General features: G+C 63.3%; 19 protein-coding genes, 1 CRISPR repeat array and 1 riboswitch. Of the genes, 12 read left to right on the plus strand and 7 right to left on the minus strand.

What is annotated here, in order from left to right; genetic code table 11:
- Positions 1 to 150 precede the first annotated feature (150 nt).
- Positions 151 to 2,152: a CRISPR direct-repeat array (repeat unit 37 nt; unit sequence GTAGCACCCGGCCGCGAGGCCGGGTGAGGATTGAAAC).
- A 103-nt stretch (positions 2,153 to 2,255) separates the two neighbouring features.
- Positions 2,256 to 2,471: an alpha/beta hydrolase family protein gene (locus STH_RS01665; RefSeq protein WP_158506819.1), complete on the plus strand. Its 216-nt coding sequence runs from the start codon at positions 2,256 to 2,258 to the stop codon at positions 2,469 to 2,471.
- Positions 2,472 to 2,622: 151 nt separating this feature from the next.
- On the opposite strand, the gene STH_RS01670 is transcribed toward STH_RS01665, so the two are convergent.
- From STH_RS01670 to STH_RS01680, 3 genes are read right to left on the minus strand one after another with little or no spacing between them, the layout of a single operon-like run.
- Positions 2,623 to 2,868, minus strand: coding sequence for a glutaredoxin family protein (locus STH_RS01670; protein WP_043713021.1), 246 nt, complete (start codon positions 2,866 to 2,868; stop codon positions 2,623 to 2,625).
- 15 nt (positions 2,869 to 2,883) lie between these two features.
- Positions 2,884 to 3,924: a ribonucleotide-diphosphate reductase subunit beta gene (locus STH_RS01675; protein ID WP_011194455.1), complete on the minus strand. Its 1,041-nt coding sequence runs from the start codon at positions 3,922 to 3,924 to the stop codon at positions 2,884 to 2,886.
- Positions 3,925 to 3,945: 21 nt separating this feature from the next.
- The gene (locus tag STH_RS01680) at positions 3,946 to 6,192 is read right to left on the minus strand and encodes a ribonucleoside-diphosphate reductase subunit alpha (protein ID WP_148205450.1); all 2,247 of its coding nucleotides are present in this window, start codon (positions 6,190 to 6,192) and stop codon (positions 3,946 to 3,948) included.
- A gap of 196 nt (positions 6,193 to 6,388) precedes the next feature.
- Positions 6,389 to 6,593: riboswitch (cobalamin riboswitch) on the minus strand.
- A gap of 120 nt (positions 6,594 to 6,713) precedes the next feature.
- Here STH_RS01680 and STH_RS01685 point away from each other — a divergent pair.
- The 4 genes from STH_RS01685 (at position 6,714) to STH_RS01700 (ending at position 10,720) form a co-directional block, all read left to right on the plus strand.
- Complete coding sequence (locus tag STH_RS01685) at positions 6,714 to 7,364, plus strand: hypothetical protein (RefSeq protein WP_043713025.1); 651 nt, start codon at positions 6,714 to 6,716, stop codon at positions 7,362 to 7,364.
- On the plus strand, positions 7,364 to 7,711 hold the full coding sequence (locus STH_RS01690) for a hypothetical protein (protein ID WP_043713028.1): 348 nt from the start codon (positions 7,364 to 7,366) through the stop codon (positions 7,709 to 7,711). Before STH_RS01685 ends, STH_RS01690 begins: the two co-directional genes overlap by 1 nt.
- Before the next feature lie 257 nt (positions 7,712 to 7,968).
- The gene (locus STH_RS01695) at positions 7,969 to 9,807 is read left to right on the plus strand and encodes a hypothetical protein (RefSeq protein ID WP_148205451.1); all 1,839 of its coding nucleotides are present in this window, start codon (positions 7,969 to 7,971) and stop codon (positions 9,805 to 9,807) included.
- Entirely contained in the window at positions 9,800 to 10,720 is a 921-nt protein-coding gene (locus tag STH_RS01700; RefSeq protein WP_011194460.1) for a hypothetical protein, read from the plus strand. Before STH_RS01695 ends, STH_RS01700 begins: the two co-directional genes overlap by 8 nt.
- Here STH_RS01700 and STH_RS01705 read toward each other — a convergent pair.
- A complete protein-coding gene (locus STH_RS01705) occupies positions 10,682 to 12,292 on the minus strand; it encodes a transposase (RefSeq protein ID WP_043713033.1) in 1,611 nt (536 codons plus the stop codon). The two genes, STH_RS01700 and STH_RS01705, sit on opposite strands and share 39 nt — an antisense overlap.
- Positions 12,293 to 12,500: 208 nt before the next feature.
- On the opposite strand from STH_RS01705, the gene STH_RS01710 reads away from it, so the two are divergent.
- From STH_RS01710 to STH_RS19880, 4 genes are read left to right on the plus strand one after another with little or no spacing between them, the layout of a single operon-like run.
- Positions 12,501 to 12,701, plus strand: coding sequence for a BhlA/UviB family holin-like peptide (locus STH_RS01710; RefSeq protein ID WP_148205627.1), 201 nt, complete (start codon positions 12,501 to 12,503; stop codon positions 12,699 to 12,701).
- Between the two features lie 54 nt (positions 12,702 to 12,755).
- Entirely contained in the window at positions 12,756 to 13,610 is an 855-nt protein-coding gene (locus STH_RS01715; RefSeq protein WP_011194463.1) for an N-acetylmuramoyl-L-alanine amidase, read from the plus strand.
- A gap of 15 nt (positions 13,611 to 13,625) precedes the next feature.
- A complete protein-coding gene (locus tag STH_RS01720; protein ID WP_011194464.1) occupies positions 13,626 to 14,054 on the plus strand; it encodes a hypothetical protein in 429 nt (142 codons plus the stop codon).
- A 45-nt stretch (positions 14,055 to 14,099) separates the two neighbouring features.
- Positions 14,100 to 14,192: a zinc-ribbon domain-containing protein gene (locus tag STH_RS19880; RefSeq protein WP_148205452.1), complete on the plus strand. Its 93-nt coding sequence runs from the start codon at positions 14,100 to 14,102 to the stop codon at positions 14,190 to 14,192.
- Positions 14,193 to 14,217: 25 nt separating this feature from the next.
- Here STH_RS19880 and STH_RS01725 read toward each other — a convergent pair whose 3' ends face one another.
- The 3 genes from STH_RS01725 to STH_RS17765 all read right to left on the minus strand — a co-directional run bounded on the left by STH_RS01725 (position 14,218) and on the right by STH_RS17765 (position 16,811).
- Entirely contained in the window at positions 14,218 to 14,511 is a 294-nt protein-coding gene (locus STH_RS01725) for a hypothetical protein (RefSeq protein WP_043713035.1), read from the minus strand.
- A gap of 418 nt (positions 14,512 to 14,929) precedes the next feature.
- On the minus strand, positions 14,930 to 15,940 hold the full coding sequence (locus tag STH_RS01730; protein ID WP_011194467.1) for an XcyI family restriction endonuclease: 1,011 nt from the start codon (positions 15,938 to 15,940) through the stop codon (positions 14,930 to 14,932).
- Position 15,941: 1 nt separating this feature from the next.
- Positions 15,942 to 16,811: a DNA-methyltransferase gene (locus tag STH_RS17765; protein WP_011194468.1), complete on the minus strand. Its 870-nt coding sequence runs from the start codon at positions 16,809 to 16,811 to the stop codon at positions 15,942 to 15,944.
- Positions 16,812 to 17,394: 583 nt separating this feature from the next.
- On the opposite strand from STH_RS17765, the gene STH_RS01740 reads away from it, so the two are divergent.
- From STH_RS01740 to STH_RS01750, 3 genes are all read left to right on the plus strand, one after another.
- Positions 17,395 to 18,939 carry a recombinase family protein gene (locus STH_RS01740; RefSeq protein ID WP_083765898.1) on the plus strand — a complete coding sequence of 515 codons (1,545 nt, stop codon included), beginning with the start codon at positions 17,395 to 17,397 and terminating at the stop codon, positions 18,937 to 18,939.
- A 31-nt stretch (positions 18,940 to 18,970) separates the two neighbouring features.
- Positions 18,971 to 19,807, plus strand: a complete 837-nt coding sequence (locus STH_RS01745) for a hypothetical protein (protein WP_011194471.1) — start codon at positions 18,971 to 18,973, stop codon at positions 19,805 to 19,807.
- 99 nt (positions 19,808 to 19,906) lie between these two features.
- Positions 19,907 to 20,422, plus strand: coding sequence for an inorganic diphosphatase (locus STH_RS01750; RefSeq protein ID WP_011194472.1), 516 nt, complete (start codon positions 19,907 to 19,909; stop codon positions 20,420 to 20,422).
- Positions 20,423 to 20,512: the final 90 nt, after the last annotated feature.

A 20,512-nucleotide genomic window follows, 5' to 3' on the forward strand; every position in this document is an offset into this window, starting at 1 on the left:
GGGGGTTCGCAAATGTCTCCAAGGCCAGGTGGGAAGCGGGTTTCGCGTTTCACCTGTCACCGTAGGATATTGCCGAAACGGTCTCTGCAGTGCGGTTCGCAAAACCAGGACCGAGACCTGGCTCAGGAAGCGGCCTCCCCTCGGGTAGGGGTAGCACCCGGCCGCGAGGCCGGGTGAGGATTGAAACAGGTCGGCGCTGTACTCGGCGTCAGTCTTCTGCCGGTAGCACCCGGCCGCGAGGCCGGGTGAGGATTGAAACGATGATGTTGCCGGCCAGGATGCGAATTTCGGCCAGGTAGCACCCGGCCGCGAGGCCGGGTGAGGATTGAAACCTGCAGGGGGATGATGTTTGCGCCCTCCACCGGGCCGGGTGTAGCACCCGGCCGCGAGGCCGGGTGAGGATTGAAACACCACAGTGGCCGCCCGGTTGATGGTAACGGTCCGGTAGCACCCGGCCGCGAGGCCGGGTGAGGATTGAAACCCCCAGGAGGAAAACCGGTTGCTCCGCCAGCTCATGTAGCACCCGGCCGCGAGGCCGGGTGAGGATTGAAACTTCTCGACCATGGCGATCTCTTTGGCGCAGTTGACGGGTAGCACCCGGCCGCGAGGCCGGGTGAGGATTGAAACATCGATATGAAGTGGATAGAAGAGGAAGAAGGTGAGTAGCACCCGGCCGCGAGGCCGGGTGAGGATTGAAACGTGTTCGAGGAGAACGGAACCCCGGTTGATGTTGCGGGTAGCACCCGGCCGCGAGGCCGGGTGAGGATTGAAACGTCATCCAGAGCGCCACCAGGGCGGCGCCCACGGGTAGCACCCGGCCGCGAGGCCGGGTGAGGATTGAAACATCGCTCATTCCTCCAGATGCGCAAGACCTTGCGCTGGGTAGCACCCGGCCGCGAGGCCGGGTGAGGATTGAAACATGACCCTGCAGCCTATCTGGGCGGCGATGCAGGGGTAGCACCCGGCCGCGAGGCCGGGTGAGGATTGAAACGAGCGGATGGCCGCCGGTCTGAAAAACGCCCACCGTAGCACCCGGCCGCGAGGCCGGGTGAGGATTGAAACATGATGACCATCTCGATGCAGGAGATCGAGCGGGAGCGTAGCACCCGGCCGCGAGGCCGGGTGAGGATTGAAACGTGGCCGAGGCCGAGAGGGTGAAGCACTACGCCGGGTAGCACCCGGCCGCGAGGCCGGGTGAGGATTGAAACATGGTGGAGTCGAGGATGAACCAGCGGCCATCGTGGTAGCACCCGGCCGCGAGGCCGGGTGAGGATTGAAACCTCCTTCAGTGAGTTGATAGTCCCCTGCACTTAGTCGTAGCACCCGGCCGCGAGGCCGGGTGAGGATTGAAACCTCGGCCTCGCATGCGACCTGCTGGGAATCGGACGTAGCACCCGGCCGCGAGGCCGGGTGAGGATTGAAACCTCATCGTCCCACATGACGATTGCCTGCCCTGTCCGCGTAGCACCCGGCCGCGAGGCCGGGTGAGGATTGAAACTCCCGGTAGCCGGCGAGGGTCGCCTGCTCGACGATGGTAGCACCCGGCCGCGAAGCCGGGTGAGGATTGAAACAGGAATCCGTGGTCCAAGGAGCACTGGAACCTGACGGTAGCACCCGGCCGCGAGGCCGGGTGAGGATTGAAACCTTCGTGCAGTACGACCTCCACGTGATGCGTGAGGGGTAGCACCCGGCCGCGAGGCCGGGTGAGGATTGAAACTTCGGGGTGCGGTGGGTGCCCCCCACGGAGCGCACAGGGTAGCACCCGGCCGCGAGGCCGGGTGAGGATTGAAACCTGGTCGCCACCAAGAAGGCCCCTGGCCGCGAGTAAGGTAGCACCCGGCCGCGAGGCCGGGTGAGGATTGAAACGTCTTCCCACTCCACAACGCCGCCGAGGGCCTCGGGTAGCACCCGGCCGCGAGGCCGGGTGAGGATTGAAACCTCGGTCGGCCGCGAAAAGTCCTACCCACACGAGTAGCACCCGGCCGCGAGGCCGGGTGAGGATTGAAACCTTACGCCGTGGTTGAGGTGGACTAACCAGCCCAGGTAGCACCCGGCCGCGAGGCCGGGTGAGGATTGAAACGTGAATGGGGTTGCGCTCGCGCACTTCCTCTTTAGGTAGCACCCGGCCGCGAGGCCGGGTGAGGATTGAAACACCAGCTACCGACAGATGCAGCTCGCCTACAAGGCCTGTAGCACCCGGCCGCGAGGCCGGGTGACCCGACTTTGGCCCGTTCTTCAACCAGATCCAGCACTTGGTGGAGGATCCGTGGTCGCCGGAGGGCGTGCAGGCGCTCTGGAAGATCTCGCCGATCGCGTACGTGAAGAACGTCAAGACGCCGATCTCCCTCATGCACTCGGAGTTCGACTACCGTTGCCCGATCGAGCAGGCCGAGCAGTTCTACATGGCGATCAAGTTCTACAAGAAGGCCCCGACCGAGCTGGTCGCCACCCGCGCTCCAACCACGACCTGACCCGCCAGGGTCCGCCCGTCCTGCGGGTCGACCGGTTCCACAAGATCCTGCGCTGGCTGAACATGTACTGCCCGCCCAACAAGGCGGATGGACCCGCCACCATGTAAGCGAAGATGCCCCGACCGCCCATCTGGTGGTCGGGGCATCTGGTCTATACCAGGCCGGCCCTGACGAGCAGATCCTCCACCTGTGCTGGATCCGCACCGGGTACCGCACCGACCCCTTCGACCTCAACCACCGGGAGGGAGCGGAAGCCCAGCGCCAGGATACGTTCACGGTCTGCCGACTGCTCGTCCACCCGGCGCTCCTCATAGGCAAGTTGGAGATAGTTCAGCATACGCTTGATCTGAAGGCAACCGGGACAGCTCTCCTTCGTGTACACCCTGAGCGCCGCCATGGATCACACCTCCGACTAGAGATCATCGAGGTCGATATTGGTCGACTTGGCGTAGTTGGTCACCCGCGTCTCGAAGAAGTCGGCCTTCGTCTGATTCAGGTTGCTGAACGACTCCACCCACTTGATCGGGTTGGGGTGATTCCCGTACAGCGGTTCGAAACCAAGGGCGCGGGCGCGCTGGTCAGCCAGGTGCTTGACATAGCCCTGCAGGACCTCCCCGGAGAGGCCCTGGATCCGGTTGCCGACGCAGTAGGCGGCCCAGGCCATCTCGTGCTCGGCCGCCTGCCGGATCATCGCCCGCAGGTCGGCGTCCAGCTGCGGGGTGAACAACTGGGGGCGCTCCTGCCGCAGCCCGTTCAGGATGTTCTGGAAGACGGCGACATGGGTGATCTCGTCCCGGTTGATAAACTGGATCTCCGTCGCCGTGCCCTTCATCTTGCCCATCCTGGCCAGTGCGTAGAAGAAGGCGAAGCCGCTGTAGAAGTAGATCCCTTCCAGCACATACTGCGCCATGCACGCCCTGACGAAGTGCTCATCCGTGGGGTTGTCCGCGAAAAGCTGGAAGGTGTTGGCGATGTACCGGTTCCGCTCGAGCAGCTGCCGGTCCTCACGCCAGAGGTCATAAATGTACTGGCGGCGCTCGGCGGGCACGACGGACTCGAGCACATAGCCGTACGACTTGCTGTGCAGCGCCTCGTGGAAGTTGTGGATCGAGAGGCACATGTTGATCTCCGGTGCCGTCACGTAGTTGATCAGATTCGGCATGGAGACGGTCAGAATGCTGTCCATGAAGATGACGAACGACAGCATCCGGTCGTAGGCCCACTGCTCGTCCGCTGTAAGCTCGAGGTACTGCTTGGCGTCGTCGAGCAGGGGGACCTCCTCGGGGATCCAGAAGTTCCTGAGCATTATGTCGGACAGCTTCTGGGCCCACTCGTACTTGACGTTGGTCAGCTCCATGATATTGGTCGGGTTCCCGCCGATAATGCGGCGCTTGCCCCAGTCGCGCTCCCCGTGTTCGTTGAAAAGCCGCTTCCGCTCCGCGAGACGTTCCATGCTGTCCCCTCCTTGCTTCCCCTATGCCTGGCAGGCCTCGCACTCCGCTTCCGTCACTTCGAGGCTGCGCGACCGCACGTAGTAGACCGTCTTCAGGCCGTTCTTCCACGCCTGCATGTACAGGTTCAGGAAATCCCTGCCCTTGATGTCCGGACGGATGTAGAGGTTGAAGGACTGGCTCTGGTCGATGTGGCGCTGCCGCACCCCCGCCGCCCGGATCGACCAGGTCTGATCGATCTGGTGGGCTGGCTTGTAGTAGAGATAGGTCTTGGGGGAGAGGCCGGGGGCGGCCAGCGGGATCACCTGATCCTTTTTGCCCTCGTTATAGACCCGGTCATAAATCGGATCCACGGAGGCGGTGGTCCCGCAGAGGAGAGAGGTGGAGCTGGTCGGGGCGATGGCGAGCAGGTATGCGTTTCGCAGGCCGACTTCAGCGGCCTGCCGGCGTAGCGCCTGCCACCGGTCGCTCTCGTAGCCGCGTAGCGCAAAGTACTCGCCGGTCTCCCAGTCGGAGCCCTTACAGAGCGGATAGCACCCCTTCTCCGCTGCCAGTTCAATCGAGGTTTTGACGGCGTAGTAGTTGAGCAGCTCGAAGACCTCGTCGGCCTTCCGCAGGTGGTCTTCCGACTCCCAGTGGATGCCGAGTTCGGCCAGCATCTGGTGGTAGCCGTGGACGCCAAGGCCGATGGCGCGGTACTTCTTGTTCGTGATCTTCGCCTGGGGCACCGGATAGAAGTTGAGGTCGATCACGTTGTCCAGCATCCGGATCGCCAGGGGGACCACCTCAGCGATCTTCTCCTCGGTGTGCACCTTGCTCAGGTTAATCGATGCCAGGTTGCAGACGACGAAGTCGCCGGGCTGCCAGCGGTAGGTGATCACCTCCCCGTCATCGGTCTTCTCGATCAGCCTGGTGGGGCTCTGGTTCTGTGCGATCTCCGTGCAGAGGTTGGAGCAGTAGACCATGCCGGCATGCTTGTTCGGGTTCAGCCGGTTGACCGTGTCCCGGAAGAAGAGGAACGGGCCGCCCGTCTCGTACTGGCTCTTGAGCATCGCCTTGGCAACTTGCCTGGCCCTCACGACGGTGGCGTCGAGCTTGTCCGCATGGGCAGCTTCCACGCACAGCCGGTACCGCCGCTCCCACTCCTCACCCCAGGCGTCCTCCAGGGAGAAGCCCATCTCCGTGCGCACTTCGTGCGGGCAGAACAGGTGCCAGTCAGCGTCCTGCTCCACGGCACGCATGAAGGCGTCGGGAACGCAGACACCGGGGAAGATGTCGTGGGCCCGCATCCGGTCGTCCCCGTTGTTCAGCTTCAGCGCCAGGAACTCGAAGATCTCCTTGTGCCACACGTCGAGCCAGATTGAGACCGCACCCTTGCGGGCGCCCAGCTGGTCGACGGCGACGGCGGTGTCGTTATAGTTTCGCACCCAGGGAATCACACCGGCCGCCGCTCCCTTCCGGCCGCGAATGGCGGAGCCGCGGGCGCGCAGCTTGCCGATGTAGATACCCATGCCGCCCCCGTGCTTGGAGACCTGTGCAAAGGACTGATTGGTGTCGTAGATCGACTGCAGCGAATCGTCAACGGTGTCGATGAAGCAGGAGGAGAGCTGGGGTAGCGGGGTGGCCGCGTTCCGGAAGGTCGGGGTGGCAACGGTCATCTCCTGCCTGGAGAGGACGTCGTAGAACCGCTTGGCCCACGTCACCCGGTCCGACTCGACGCTTGCCAGGTGCATGGCGATGTGCATGTAGCGTTCCTGGGGTAGTTCGAGAATCTCGCCGTGAAACCCCTTGATCAGGTAGCGGTCGGCGAGGTGCAGGAGCCCGACATAGGTGAAGAGCTCGTCCCGTTCCGGGCGAATATACCGCCCCAGTTCCCGAATCTCTTCCTCGCTGTAGGCCTCGATCATGTACGCCCCATAGACCCGATTGCCGGCCTCATCGCCCATGGCATGGAGCTGGCGGACCAGTTCGTAGAAGTCGCCGTAGCCCGGCTGATGGTACCCCCGGTTCCTGGCAGCCTCCCCGTATAGCTTCTGGAGGTAGAGCCGGGCTGCAACGTACTGCCAGTCGGGCTCCTCGACCGAGGTCTTCTCCGCCGCGAGTCGCGCAGCGAGGTCCATCTGCTGGGACCGGTCCGTGGTGGCGTGCAGGAGCGGCCGCAGCTCAGCGATGAACTCGCTTGCCCGCTCCGGGTAGATCGACCGGCAGGCTGACACCACAAGCTCGGTCAGGTCAATCTCCGGGACGTTCACACGTTCATCCAGCAACATGTTCAATTCCCCCTGATATGGTTGTGCGGGCCGTACAGCGTTTGAGATGGCACCATCAGGGGGCGACAGGTCGTGGCTGTTGGGCGCGAACAGTGGTGGCACACCCGGAGGGTGCCACCATCCCGTTCAAGGCGCGCACAGCAATGCCAGCCATAGCCCAGCCCTCCCCTCGAAGGCGCTTGGTCCAATCCGCTCTCCCTGAAAGCGGATGACCGGCAGGTCTTCGGACTTGCAGGCGGGGCGGCACCATCTGCCGCCTGTCCTACTGGCCACGCTTCCCAGGCCGGAGCCCAGTGCTTGCTGTGGCGGTCGTTCCTGCTCACCGCTGCGGGGCAGTCCCTGATTCGCACAGGGTTCCCTTTTCAGCACCCGATAGGTGCACCGGTCACAACCCCAATATATAGTGTTTGGAAAGCAGAGTCAACACTACATACGGCATGCTCGTCAAGTTTGTGGGCGCTCTAGCGGATGCCTTCTCCTTCCTCGAACACGTACCCGGCCTTGGTGGGCTCTACGCTTCGATGCGTCAGGGTATCCACGGGCTGGACAACCTGATCACCGAGTTTGGGGAGTCATCCCGACAGGGTATGGTGGAGGCCGTCGCCAACGTCAAGGCCGCAGGGGCTGAGGTGGTGGACGCAGCAAAGGACCAGTTCGCAGCCATGAAGGAGTTCGGACGCGATGCAGCGGGCGTCGTTAGGGACTTTTTCAAGGAGAAGGACAAGCCGCCCCTGCCAGAGGTGGGGGATGACGCCAAGTACGCCTCCGACCAGCTGGGCGACCTCAGCGGCACGGCCAACACGGCGGCCGGCGGCATGGACGCCCTCCGGGAGTCCGCCGAGAAGGCCGGAAGCGCCGTCCGGGAGGCGTTCGGCGGTTTCAAGGCATACGCCCTCGGCGAGGTCGCCTACCGTTTGGGCGCCCTGGCTCCTGACTGGCAGAGCCTGGCCGCCCAGCAGTACGCGGCAGCCAACCGCTTCTCGGCGGGGCTTCCGGCGGCGGCCTATGCGACCGCTCCGGCCAACAGCACCCTGACCATCGACGGCTCGGTGCGGGTTGAAGGCGTCAACTCCCGCGGCGACCTGGTGGCTGTGACCCGGCTCCTGGCCGATGACCTTCGAGCGGAGGCTGAGCGGTATCCGGCGGCTCCGTCGCAGAGGAGGTGGCGGTGATGTCTGATCTGTGGGGAAAGACCCCGCTCCGGGTAGTGAGTATGGCGAGGCCCAAGACACAGGTTGGTCTCACCGAAAAGCCGGTGATTCCGGCACCCGGAGCAAGCGGCCCGCAGTCCATCCTGATGGGCACCGGAAGGCTTCGCCGGCGCCGGGAGATCCGGGGCCTGGCGACTCCGGCGGAGTACGACCAGCTGGAGGCCGACTATGAGGCCCTGGTGGTCCGCACGGTGACCTTGGCTGACGGCATGGTGATGCGGGCCATGATCGCAAGTCTGGAGGCGGACGAGGTGGAGGGGACCGGTGGTTCCCTCCTCTCCTATACCATGACGCTGGTGGAAGCGTGAGGGGGTGACCGACCGTGTTTCCAATCCCTGAGCAGATCAGAAGCCTTCTAAAATCCCGAAGCATGGTCGGCCCCTCCGCCCCCTCGGCGGTGGTGACATTCGATCTGAGGAGCCACCTGGCCGGTAAGCCCTTCGGCGAGTGGCCCACAGTGCCCCTCCCCAACCTGCGAGGTATCACTTGGCGGCGGAGTGACCGGACATACTTCATGGTCCAGAACAGCCCCCGTGCCCTGGTTCAGTGCGACCAGGCCGGGAATGTGATTAAGACCCTGGACGTGAATGCCTCCCTGATCGGCCTTGACCTGGACAGCACCGATAATGACCTGCTCTGGCTGGCCGACTACTACCGGGGCGTCCTGGCCGTGCGGATCAGCACCGGAGCCATCGAGGTAGACCGGGTGATCACAGACCTCCCATATATCACTGCCGTCTGCGCCTTGCCGGACACCATCTGGGTTGGTTCTGGATACAATTTCCAAAGGAAGATCGCCGTCTATGACCGCCAGGACTGGACTCTCCTGGCGACTATCGCCACGCCTGTGGGACCACGGGACATGACATGGGACGGCCGGTACGTCTGGCTGGCAGGCGACAGGGATATTGTGGCCCTCGACACGGAGACCCTGGAGGCGGTGCCAGGCCAGGTGGTGAGCGTCCAGGGGGCCAGCCGCTTGAACGGGATCGCCGTCGCGGACGACTCGATCGTGGTGACGGACGGCGGTCGGATCTACCGGGTCCACATGCCCAGCCTGACCGTGCGGCCCGAGCGGGTGCGGATCAGCAAGGATAAGGGCGCCGTCGCCCAGCGGGCGCAGGTATCCTGGCCGAACGGCAACCCGTACAATCCCCGCGACCTGCCGGGCTACTACAGCCCAGACCGGGGGATCGACCGACCGGAGACCCTGAACGGGTGGAAAGACGTGGTGGTCCCTGGTGCCGACATCACCATCGAGATGGGCTACGGCGAGGACCGTTCCCTGGCGTTCGCGGGCCAGGTGGATGAGGTGTCAATCGACGTGGAGGGCGGGGACTCCGGGGCCGACTACAGCATCTCCATCGACTGCCGGGACCACGGGTGGCGGCTCCTGGATCAGACGGTGGTCAACGACCAGGGCGAGTATTACCTGGCATACGAGGACCCAGAGGGCATCGAGGCCAGCCTGACCGCCCGCGACCTGCTGATTCGGGCCGGGTTCGCACCCGACAAGGTTTTCACCGAACCGACGGGCATCGTGGTCCAGTGCAAGGTTTTTGAGAGGCAAAGCTACGCTGACGCCCTGGAGTGGCTGAGCAACGTCACGGGCTATGAACTCCTGCTCTATGACGATGGCAGCGCCTACTGGCGCTACCCCTCCGACCGCCAGCCCGCCGAGTGGCGCCAGCCGCTTCGGCTGGAAGGCACGGATTGGGTGACCCTCGGCCATGCGCCGATTGTGGCGGGCTCCATGGTGCTGGAGGACCCCACCGAGACGGACGAGGGTGGAACCCCGGTGTGCTACACCGAGGGCGTGGATTACGAGGTTGACCTGGCGGCCGGCGCAGTCCGGCGGCTGGACGGGGGTTCGATCCCAGACGGCGGCCAGGTATTGGCCAGCTACGTTTACGCAGCCTGGACCTTCCGTGAGGGCGAAGACCTGTTCAGGATCGGGTACAAGCTGACCCGCCGGGATCAGTACGCCCGAATCCGGGTGGCGGGCGAGGCCACGGACCCGGATGACCCAACCCAGAAATTCCCAGTCTACGGCACCTGGACGCACCCGGCCGCGGCTGCTAACGGCCTGCCTCCGGCCAAGGTCCAGTTCGTCGAAATTCGGGAGTTGGACAGCGCCGAGAAGTGCCAGGCCGCCGCCAACCAGCTGGGCCACGACATGCTCCCGCACGCCCGCGAGGTGCGCTTCGCGGCGGTGGCGGTGCCCTGGCTCCAGCCCGGCGACTGCATCCAGATCGTGGAGAGCAGCACGACCATCAGCGAGGTCTACCGGATCAGCGAACTGGAGATCGAGTACGGCCCGGACGGGGCGATCATGTACGGCGTAGCCCACCACTACGGTTACGCCCCGCCCCCGGCCACTGAGGAGGTGACACCCGATGCCTAACCCGGTACGCGAGATCATGCGCATCCAGGATCGCCGGGCCGCCCTCGGCTCCGTGCCCGGCCAGCAGCAGACGATCAGCGAGCGGAGCGGCTGGAGCAGCCAGGTGACCGGGCTCGGGGTGGATGGTCATCCGCTCCTCGGCGGTGCGATCCAGCTGGTCGCAGGGGCTGGTGTGACCCTCACACAGGACCCGGTGACGGGCCGGATCATCATTTCTGCCTCCGGGGGCGGTGGTGGCGGCGTCGGCTACCCGCGATTCGACCCGGACGAGCCGCCTGCCATCCCCAGCCAGTGGGATGATGAGTTCAACACGAGTGTGCTTCATCAGAAGTGGACCCCTCTGGCTGTCCACGGCCAGGGTGGCTTCCAGGCCGGCGAAGTCATCTCCATGCTGTCCTGCTACGGCGGTCACAATGACGTGAACCCCATGGCTCTGCTTCAGTCTGCGCCCAGCGGCCCGTGGGTGATGACTGCGAAAGTAATCAACGCCCAGCAGTACCTCAACGGTGGTGGGGGCGATGGCAGTGCCTGCGTGGGCCTGGCAGTGGCGCCAGCAGCGGACCAGGGTGACGCGATGGACACGTGGGTGATAGGCCATTACTCGAACGCCAACACCTACATACGGAGCGAAATTTGGGCCAAACCGATCAGCTGGGGCGGAAGTAAGGGGATGTTCACCTTTTCCTCGCCCTCCGCCTATCTGCGGATCGTCTGGGATGGCACGCGGCTGTCGTACTGGGCGGCTCCCGATGGCCTGGCCTGGTATCAGTGGGTGTCGCCTTACGCACCCAACTGGACCCCCGGCCGCATTGGGATCACCGTGCGCGGCGCCGTGGGGCCGTCGTATGTGGATTGGTTCCGAGTGACCACTAGCTCAAGTTTCACGCGAACAACTCGACATTCGTGGTGTTAAAAGGGCGTATGGGTAGGGAGTGGCCCGGTTCAGGGTAATCTCAGCTCCAGCCAGGGGAGTACCCCGGCTGAACACCAACCGCAGCGTGTCGCCGAGGCACCGAATGGTTGCTCGGCACCGGGCCGCTACTCGTACCAAGAGTCGACTCCCCGCCTCGGCCAGTTTGGGCGAGTTCGTGCTCAGAAACCGCCAAGCCCAGCGCACCAGGTTGAAGGCGAACAAGACCAGCTGCGTGAAGGCGGCGTTGGCCTCATACTTCCGCAGCCGAGGAGTACCAAAGTGGAACGTTCCCTTCCACTCCTGGAACCCGGCTTCGATGGTCTGCCGTCCATGGTAGAGCTTGACGACCTCTGTCGTGGTGAGCTCCTCAGGCTGGAGCGTAGTCAGGATGACGCTGCGGACCTCCCGGCCATCGGCGTCCCAGCGGCGCATGGCGACCAGTCGCACCGGATACGGTGCGAGCAAAGTGGGGCCAGGTACGGTAACGGCTTCGGAGGCAAACCGGTTCTTCTCGACTTCAACCCAGTTCTCTGCCGGTACAGCGTCGAAGAGGTGCTTGTAGGCGACGTTGCTTCCGGAGTAGGACTTGATGGTGAACTCATACCCCAGTTCCAGCAGGCGCTGGATCACTTCCGGCGTGCCAAAGGCGCTGTCAGCTCGCAGCAGAATACGGAGGGGAGCCAGGTTCGTCCGATTCTCCTGCCGGTACTGCCGGAGTCGCTGGTTCACTTCACGGAGGTGCTGAACCTCCTCCTGGAACTCACGCTGCAGCTTCTGCTTCCGGCGGGCGCTGCCCTTGCCTGATACCGTCTGCAGTTGCTGATACAGCTGCCTGACCCGAGCCTTCTGCTGAGCCAGGCATGCCTCGACCCATTCGACTCGCCGCAGGGGACGACCAATCCGGGCTTCGATCCTGGGAATCAGTTCGAGCAGGCAGGCGCCGGAACGGCTGTTGGCCTTGCCGGACTTGAGAAGGCCGTCGATGGCAAAGCGCTGCTGCTTCCCGCTGAGGAAGGCGGCTGCGATCTGATAGCCTCGGGCCAACTTCCCCTGGATGTAGCCGAAGTCGGTACCGGTGTACTGCCTGGTCTCGCCCCGAACCTTCTGGCCGGTGAGGTCAATGTCGACGATGACCATTCCGGAGCGGTCTGGACCTGCTACGGCAGCCACCTCCTGCTGAAGCAGCGGGGCCTGGATCTCAGCGAGTGCGTCGGAAAGCTGCTGAACGTTCTCCTCCGTCAGCTTGCTGAAGGTCGCACAGACGGTGGAAAAGTGAGCAAAGCGTTCCTGCCCCCAGGCTTGAGCTACGGCAGGATCGGCAACCAGCGGCTCAGGGTCGAAGTTGAGATCCTTCATGTAGCGACAGTTGCCGAGAATGGCAACCAACGCCTCGACCACCTTGTCAACCGGCGTGTGGGCGTAGGTCTTCTGCTTGATGCGCAGGTGCCGATTCAGGATCTCAGCCAGGTTGAGCCTTTGAGCTACCCAGCCAAGAGCGACGAGAAAACCATGTCGGGTGGTGGACTTGATGGCTTGCGCAGCGATGTTGGGTGTCGTACCATGAGACTGCATCAGTCGAACCTCCACATGGTGGTTTAAGAGGGGCAACTCCCACCATGTATCATTGGTTCTGACTGATGCTTTTTCAATGGGTTTCCATTGCACGAAGTCCGAGTTATTCACGCGACACTTGAGCTAGCTAAGCGAATAGCGCACGTCGGGTCGCCTAACGCCGGGGCGGCCATTTCTGATGCAGGCGGCGGGATCCGAGGTGAGGCGGATGGAGGAGGGCCTGATGAAGCTGGCCATCGAGCAGGGACTCTGGGCGGCACTCTTTGTGGGGCTGCTGCTGTGGACCTTGCGCCAGAACAACGCTCGTGAAACCCGGTACCTGGAGATCATCAAGACACTTGGCGAGGAGGTTCGGGCACGACTGGACAGGCTGGAGAGTCTGGCCTCCCGTGGCCGCCGGGATGAATAGCGCAAAATGGGCCGCTGGCACACGCTGGCGGCCCTTCTTCATGGAGGTGAGACCATGGTTACCCGAATCGTCCTGGACCCCGGCCACGGCGGCTGGGACCCCGGCGCTGTGGCGAACGGCATCACCGAGAAGGACTACCAGCTGGCCATCGGACTGCGGCTCCGGGATGCCCTCCTCGCCCGCTATGACGACGTGGAGGTCCGTATGACCAGGGAGACGGACGCCTCGGTGGACCCGGCGGGCATGAGTCTGCCGCCTGGCACGGCGAGACTGGCCCGCGAGCTTCAGGCCCGCGTCAACATCGCCAACGGCTGGCCGGACTCGGTGCTAATCTCCCTGCACAACGACGCCGCTGGTGACAGCCGGGCCCGTGGCGGAACGATCTACGTGTATGGCCCGCAGTCGTGGGTGGCAGCTGTGGCCCCTGACGGCAAGATCAACCACCGGGCGCCCCGCAGCTACCAACTGGCGCAGGCCATGGAGCCGATCTTCCGGGAGATGCTGGCGAAACACGGCATCCCCTGCAACGGGACCAAGGCAGGTGATTTCCAGGTTTTGAGAAATACGGCGGGGCGGGCCGTGCTGGTCGAGGCATTCTTCAGCACCTCACCTCTGGACGCCGCCGCCGCCAAGACGGAGGCTTTCAAGGCAGACCTGACGGACGCCTACTGCCGGATGATCGCCGCCGCCCTCGGCCTGCGTGAGAAGGCCCCGGCCACTACTAACCCCCGGCCCGTCCGGGTCGTCCTGCCCAGCGGCAAGGTCATCACCGGGGAACTGCGAGACTCGCACACCTGGATCGAGGTCGGCGGGGTCTGGTGCCCGCTCCGGGCGTGGGCAGAACTGCTTGGCTTCGAGGTGCTTTGGGATAACAACGGCCCCACCGCAACCGTGCGGCTTCCCAAGTAGAGAGGAGGATGCCCCATGACTGTGACGCTTACCCAGACCCAGCTGCTCCTGGCCGCTGTCGGCCTGTCGGTGATCGTGACCCTGATTCTTGGCCCCATCGTGACCCTGCTGACCCGGCGTGTGCCTGCGTCCACCGTGCGGACGGTCCTGGACGGGGCGGAGCAAGTGGCTCGTGTGGCGGAGGCCATCCTGCCGGACGGCACCCTGCCGGATAAGATCGCCCGCTACGCCGGCATGGCCGTGGCCGCCGCCGAGCAGATGTTTGACGTGTCCCAGCGCGAGGACAAGTATGCGTACGCTGATGACCTGGTGCGGCAGGCCCTCCGGGCGGCCAGCGTGCCGGAGGAGCAGATCGAGCGGCTGGGCGGAGTGATCCAGGGCGCCATCGAGGCGGCTGTCCTGGCCCTGCCTGATAGCCACAAGACGGAGGCCGTGGGGGAGTAACCCTCCGGCCTCTTTTTCTTCGCTATATGAAGGAGTGAACCACGGATGGCAAAGCCTCACACCTGTCCCGATTGCGGCGCAGAGGTTCCGCCGCTCAGCCCGGTCTGCCCGTCCTGCGGCGCCCCGAGCCCTTGCTGAGGGTAGCCGGGGCGCCAGGATGGCGCTACGGCGTGCGCTCCAGTTCCCGCAGGCCCATGACGATCCGGCCGGCCAGCCGCTTCATGCGCTTGGCGTTTACGTACCGGGCACCGAAGAAGTGGCTGAAAACCGACTCGCACAGCCGCAGGACGGCGGTCGGGTCCGGCCAGGCATCACCCAGCCCAGCCACCAGCTCGCGGATCTCAGGTTCGTACTCGTCTTCTGGCGCTCCTATCGACAGGAGCCCCATAGGGTCGGTCTGGTTCACCGCACGGGTCACGACGGCCGTTACGGCCGCAAGCCGGTCCTGATCTCGCATCGTCATCGCTCCTCCTTCTGGCCTGCCGGAGAATGATGGCTGGGTGCTGGTCGGTGGGCTTCTGGGGCCGCCGAAAGGAGCGGCTGGCGCCGCTCGTTCTCACAACAGCCCCCTGCCGGGTGAATGGCACGGTTTGCTGTTCCTGGCAGGGGGCCTGTAGCGGCACAAACCCCACCCGGCGAAGCCGGATTCGGCGGTTCCCCTATCCCCTGATCCAAAAGCACGCGTGTATCTTCTTTGGGTATCTTCCTTATATAACTTCGGGTATCAGGGCTGACAAGGGAGGGTTATCACCCGTGATACCCCCTATCACGTGTGATAAGGGGTACCCCTGTGTGCAGACACAGGGGTCAACCAAGCGCAGAGCCCCCGCCGGACTGATTGGCGGGGGCTGCTTTGTGTTTCAAGGTCTTCATTGTCAGGTGGTTGGGATTCCGCAAAGGGCCTCGATGCGTTGCCGGAAGTCGGCGTATTCAGGGGTGCTCTTGTCCTTCAGGAGACGCAGGAGGAAGAACTCATTAGTGGTAGGAGTTTGAACCCTTGCCTTGACCAGGTCGATGTTGCTGGTGTTGACGATGGTCCAGAACTCGGTGAATCCCTTCTTCTTGGCCTTGTTGTGACTCTTCTCCGCTTCGCCAAGGCGGTTGTAGATATTGGAATTATCCTCCCCAGCCTTGACTTCTATGGAGAGAGTACGTTTCACGTTCCGCCCTACCTTCTCTTCAATCCGAACGTCTGGATCAGCCCCGATCCGAATAGTGACCGTTCGGCCCGCCGAGTTCGTAAGTACAATCGAGTTGGCGTCAGACTTCGTAATGTAAGGCGCTACAATGTCTTCGATGATCAGGCGAACAGCGTGCATCCCAGCCATGCCGATGGCGACATTCCTGGCCCCTTGAAGCTGGGAACCGAGAGTAAGCAGTTGGAGGTCATCAAGCAACTCTCGTGTAATGCGCTGGATACCCAAGCCATCAACCAGCTTCTCGGCGGAGGCAATCATCGCAGAGCAGATGGTCGGAATGTGGGGCCGAAGGCGCGGATTGATGACTCCCTTTTTTTCCAACGTTTCAAACGGCCCTAACGGCGAGTTCATCCGATACAGCCGCTTGGCCGAGTAGCCCAGCAGCAGCCTGTAGTAGGCAATCAAGCGGGGATTGGCCTCGATCAGGCAAGGCACCGGGTAGACAATCTCCGCGCGCAACCCGACGCCGGCCATCTCCTGGAGCCGATGAGCTGGTACGTACTGGGCCAGTTCAGCGTTGAGCACGTTAAGGTCCAGAGTCTTCACGGTGGCGAGAAGGGCCTGGACCAGGAACAACTGCCGGAGTGCATCCAACGATGCCCCAAACTCGATAGCACCAGCAGGATCGGGAAGAACTAACGGGCTTGGCAGGTTCAGTGGTTTCGGCGGCTTCCGGGCGCTTGCCATGCTAAATCACTACCTTTGTAACTTGTGGGGCCTCGGTCAGGATGCTTGTCAAACGCTTGACGGCGATTTGAATGTACTCCGGGTTAAGTTCGATGCCTACATATTTACGATCCAGATTCTGACACACTACAGCCGTTGTGCCTGACCCAAGGAAAGGATCGAGCACGTAGTCGCCAGGCTTACTGCCAGCAAGGATACACGGCTCAACCAGAGTTGTGGGGAAGACCGCAAAATGGGCTTCCTTGTTTGGCTGGGTGTTGATGTGCCAGACAGAGCGGCGATTGCGCCCATTCTCTTCTCGAATGGCCTGATAGTCGTAATAGTACCTCTCTGACTTGGAAAAGAGGAAGATGTACTCATGCGACCGGGTTGGTCGATCCTTTACGGACTCCGGCATGGCATTAGGCTTATGCCAGATGATGTCGGATCGCAAATACCATCCGTCTTGCTGGAGGGCGAAGGCGAGGCGCCACGGGACGCCGATCAGGTCTTTAGGCTTCAACCCTTCTGGGGTATCAGGCCGTATCGACATAGCACGGGCCTGGTTTTTCTTATCGGGTGCCCGCCAGGTACGGCCGCCACTGGTGTAGCTGTCGCCGATATTGAGCCAAAGGGTGCCGTCTGGCTTTAGCACCCTGCGGACCTCGCGAAAGACGCTTACCAATGTGTTGATGTACTGGTACACCGAGTCTTCCAGGCCGATCTGCCCTTCGATGCCGTAATCCCGGAGGCTCCAGTATGGCGGTGAAGTGACCACACACTGGATTGAGTTGTCTGGAATTCGTTGCAGGGCCAGCCTAGCGTCACCTTCAAGGATGAGCGATCCCTGCAGTTCTAGCTTTGGCGGTGGCGTGATCCTTTCGTGCTGCACGGACGCAACCTCCCTATTTGATCTTCATATTCGGAAGATGGACCGCAGCATCCTGCTACACATCGGCGAAACAAGAACGGGTGCCCAACCTGTCATTGGGCACCAAGATCATTGTTTTGTGTTGCATTACTTTACAACCAATGGTATAATGAAATTGCCGTTGAGAGACGGCAACAACTTAATAGCAGGACGGCGCCTGAAGAAAGGAAGCCGTTCTCCAAACAGGAAGTCGTTTGTCAGTAGTAGGTATCGGTCGCCTATCTCCCAAATCCAGGGGCGCAGTATGCGCTCTGGGGGGTAGGCGACCTTCGTGTTTTTCGCGGGCTTGGACCTGCAGGAGGAGGTGGTGCATAGACATTTGTCAGGCCGGGTCTGGTGTGCCGGCCAGGGGGGACTGCTATAATGAAGACAGCTGTACGCTGGGTTGTGTGCAATCACGTCCCGACTGCTCGGGGTATTGTATCATTAGATGAACTGACCGGGGCAGAGCGTCAGGCGATTGTAGATCGGATCTATCTGGCGATGGCCCGTGCCATGGCCCCAGAGGGGGTCGAGGTGCGGCTGGCAAGGGGGCATCAGATCCATGGGCAGGACAAGAGGCAGGCGATCTAGCCCGTCCGGGGAACTTCGGCGGGCCGCCGCATACATTAGGGTGTCAACGGGCATGCAGGCGGAGGAGGGCGAAAGCCTTCCAGCCCAGCAGGCCCGTCTTCACGCGTGGGCCAAAGAGAACGGTTATGTGATCGTGCGGGAGTACGTCGATGCTGGAGAGTCGGCCCGCACAGCGGATCGCCCGCAGTTTGTGCGGATGCTCCAGGACGCCAAGGCGCAGCCCCGTCCGTTTGACAGTGTTTTGGTGTGGAAGTGGGACCGCTTCGCACGCAACATGGAAGACGCTTCCATGTATAAGGCCCTGTTCCGCCGGAGGCTGGGTGTGGAGTTGGTCAGCATCACCCAACCCACGCCGGAAGGGGCTGTGGGCCAGCTGTTGGAACGGATGCTTGACCTGATCGCAGAATTCCAAAGCGCCTTGACCGCCGAGAATGTGTACAGCACCATGGCCTACCTGGCGGAGCAGGGCCGCTGGCTTGGCAAGCGGCCGTTCGGGTACGACCTTCGGGATGGCCGCCTGGTGATCAAGCCTGATGAGGCGGAGGCTGTGGCGTGGGCGTTCAGGATGGTGGCTCGGCGGGAGCGATCTGTCTACGCCATAGCCGAGGGCTTTGGCACAGGCAACCCCTTTCCGGCCACGTTGGCTCGGGGGTACAAGTGGTCCCCAACCGCCGTCAGAAAGATGCTCCAGAACGAAGTGTACATCGGCCGGGCTACCTGGAACCGTCGCTATACAGATATTGACCACGTGGATGGTAAGTCCACGAAGATTCGTGGGTACCGTGACCCATCAGATTGGATCACTGTCGAGAACGCCCACCCTGCCATTGTTGATGAAGAGACGTTCGAGGCCGTCCAACGGGTTCTGGAGGAGTACAGCAGCCGCTACCCCAAGTCAAAGCGTGGTGAGTACCTGTTCTGGGGCATGGTACGGTGCGCCAGGTGCGGGCACCACCTGACCTGGCACGAGACGAAAAAGTCACCCGCTAGGCTTGTCTGCTCAGAATACTTCCGGCCGCGGCACATGGCCTGCCGTCCGATGGTCTACATTCGCCCCAAGGACTTGGAGGAGGCCGTCATAGGGGCGATTCAGGAGATCATCGCCGGGGCCGAGCAGACCCCGCTTACCTTTGCGATCCCGAAGCAGGCCAGGGCGGCCTCGCCAGAGGCACTGCTCGCCGCTAACGCCGCAAAGGTCCAGCGCCTCCTGGAAGCATACGAGGCCGGAGCCATCACCCTGGATGACCTCAAGACCCGGCGCACCATACTGGAGCAGGAGGCGGAGCGGCTGCGGCAAGCGGCGGCCAGCAAGGACAGCGGCCCGGATTACGAGGCGCAGGTTGCGGCCCTCCGGGAGCGGCTGACGGACGTGCTGGCCATCCTCCAGGACGAGGAGGCTCCTGTAGCCGCCAAGAACCAGGCGCTCGGTGCCGTCATCCGGGAAATCGTGATAGACCGGGAGGCCCAGCGCATCGACATCCACTGGCGGCCGATAGAGGAGGATTTACAACAGTAATAGAGGGGATCCCCTGTTTATCTGGGGGGCTGTGGCGGTCGGCATGTTCGGCATGCCGGCCCTGGGCCACACCATGGCCCTGGCCCACTACATCGCCGCCCTCCTCGTGGGGCTCACCTTCCGGTTTTACGGGATCCACGAGCACGAGCGGACGGCCGAGCCGCCGCGGGAGGGGAACATGCTCAGCCGGGCCCTGGCCGCGCTGATCAAGGCCCGGCAGGAGGACGGCCGGCCGCTGGGCCAGATGCTGGGGGACGCAATCAAGGATTCGATGAGGACCATGGCCCTGATCTGCGGGTACATCATGATGTTCGCCGTGCTGGCCCGGATGATCGACGTCACCGGCCTGTTCCCCTACGTTTCCGCGCCCTTCCGGTGGCTGTTCGCCGTGCTTCACATTGACCCGGCCCTGGTGCGGGCGGCGGTCACGGGGCTGCTGGAGATCGACCTGGGGACGCTCGCGGCCTCCCGGGCCACGGATGCGCCGCTGGCGCAGCAGGTCGCCATCGCCGGGGCGATCATCGCCTGGAGCGGACTCTCGGTGCACGGCCAGGTGGCCAGCGTGCTCAGCGGCACCGACATCCGGATGGGTCCCTACGTGGCGGCGCGGCTTCTGCACGCGGTGCTGGCCTTCATCTGGACCCTGGTGCTGCTGCCCATGGCGGGGCCGCTGTCCCTGGGCGCCGCCCGGGTGCTGCCGACCCTCGGGGGGCTCCCTGCCGCACTGTGGCAGACGCCCTTCTGGGAGCACCTCATGCGGGGGACCCGGTGGTCGCTGGTCATCCCGCTCTGCCTGGCCCTGATCGGCGCCGGGGCTGCGCTGCTGACGGGCGGCGTCCGCTGGGTGCACTTCCACACCCGCCGCTGAAGGCCCCTGGGATAGGTACGGCTTGCGACCATACAACGATCTAACTATAATGGCAACATGGCATTCGGTCGGAACACGGCGTGAAAGGGGTCTTCAAGAGTGTCTGATGCGGTTTCTGAGGCTCTGGTTGAAGCGATCATAGAGATCCCGGCAGGCAGCCAGAATAAGTACGAGGTCGACAAGAAGCGCGGTCTGCTGCGCCTGGACCGGGTGCTGTATTCGCCCGTCCATTACCCGACGGACTACGGTTTTGTCGATGAGACCCTCGAGGAGGACGGCGACCCCATCGACATCCTGGTCCTGGTCAGCAACCCCACGGTGCCCGGGTGCATCGTTGACACCCGGATCATCGGCGTGCTGGTGATGTCGGACGACAAGGGCGTCGACAACAAGCTGCTGGGGGTGGCGCAGAAGGATCCCCGTTACGCCCAGGTGGCCGACCTCAGCGGGGTGCCGCCGCACAGGCTGCTGGAGATCGAGCACTTCTTCCGGACGTATAAGGAGCTCGAGGGTAAGAGGACCGTGATCGAAGGCTGGTTCGGCCTGGACGTCGCCCTGGAGAAGCTGCGGGCGGCCAGGGAGCTGTACCGGCGCACCAGGTCGGCACACGAATGAGAGAGCAGCGGGAATCCGTACACCTGGCGGTCGACTGCGGCGGTGCGGGCTACGCTGGCCGGGCCCGGCCGCCGCAGCGCACTCGCAGGC

The organism is Symbiobacterium thermophilum IAM 14863 (genome assembly GCF_000009905.1).
GTDB lineage: Bacteria > Bacillota > Sulfobacillia > Symbiobacteriales > Symbiobacteriaceae > Symbiobacterium > Symbiobacterium thermophilum.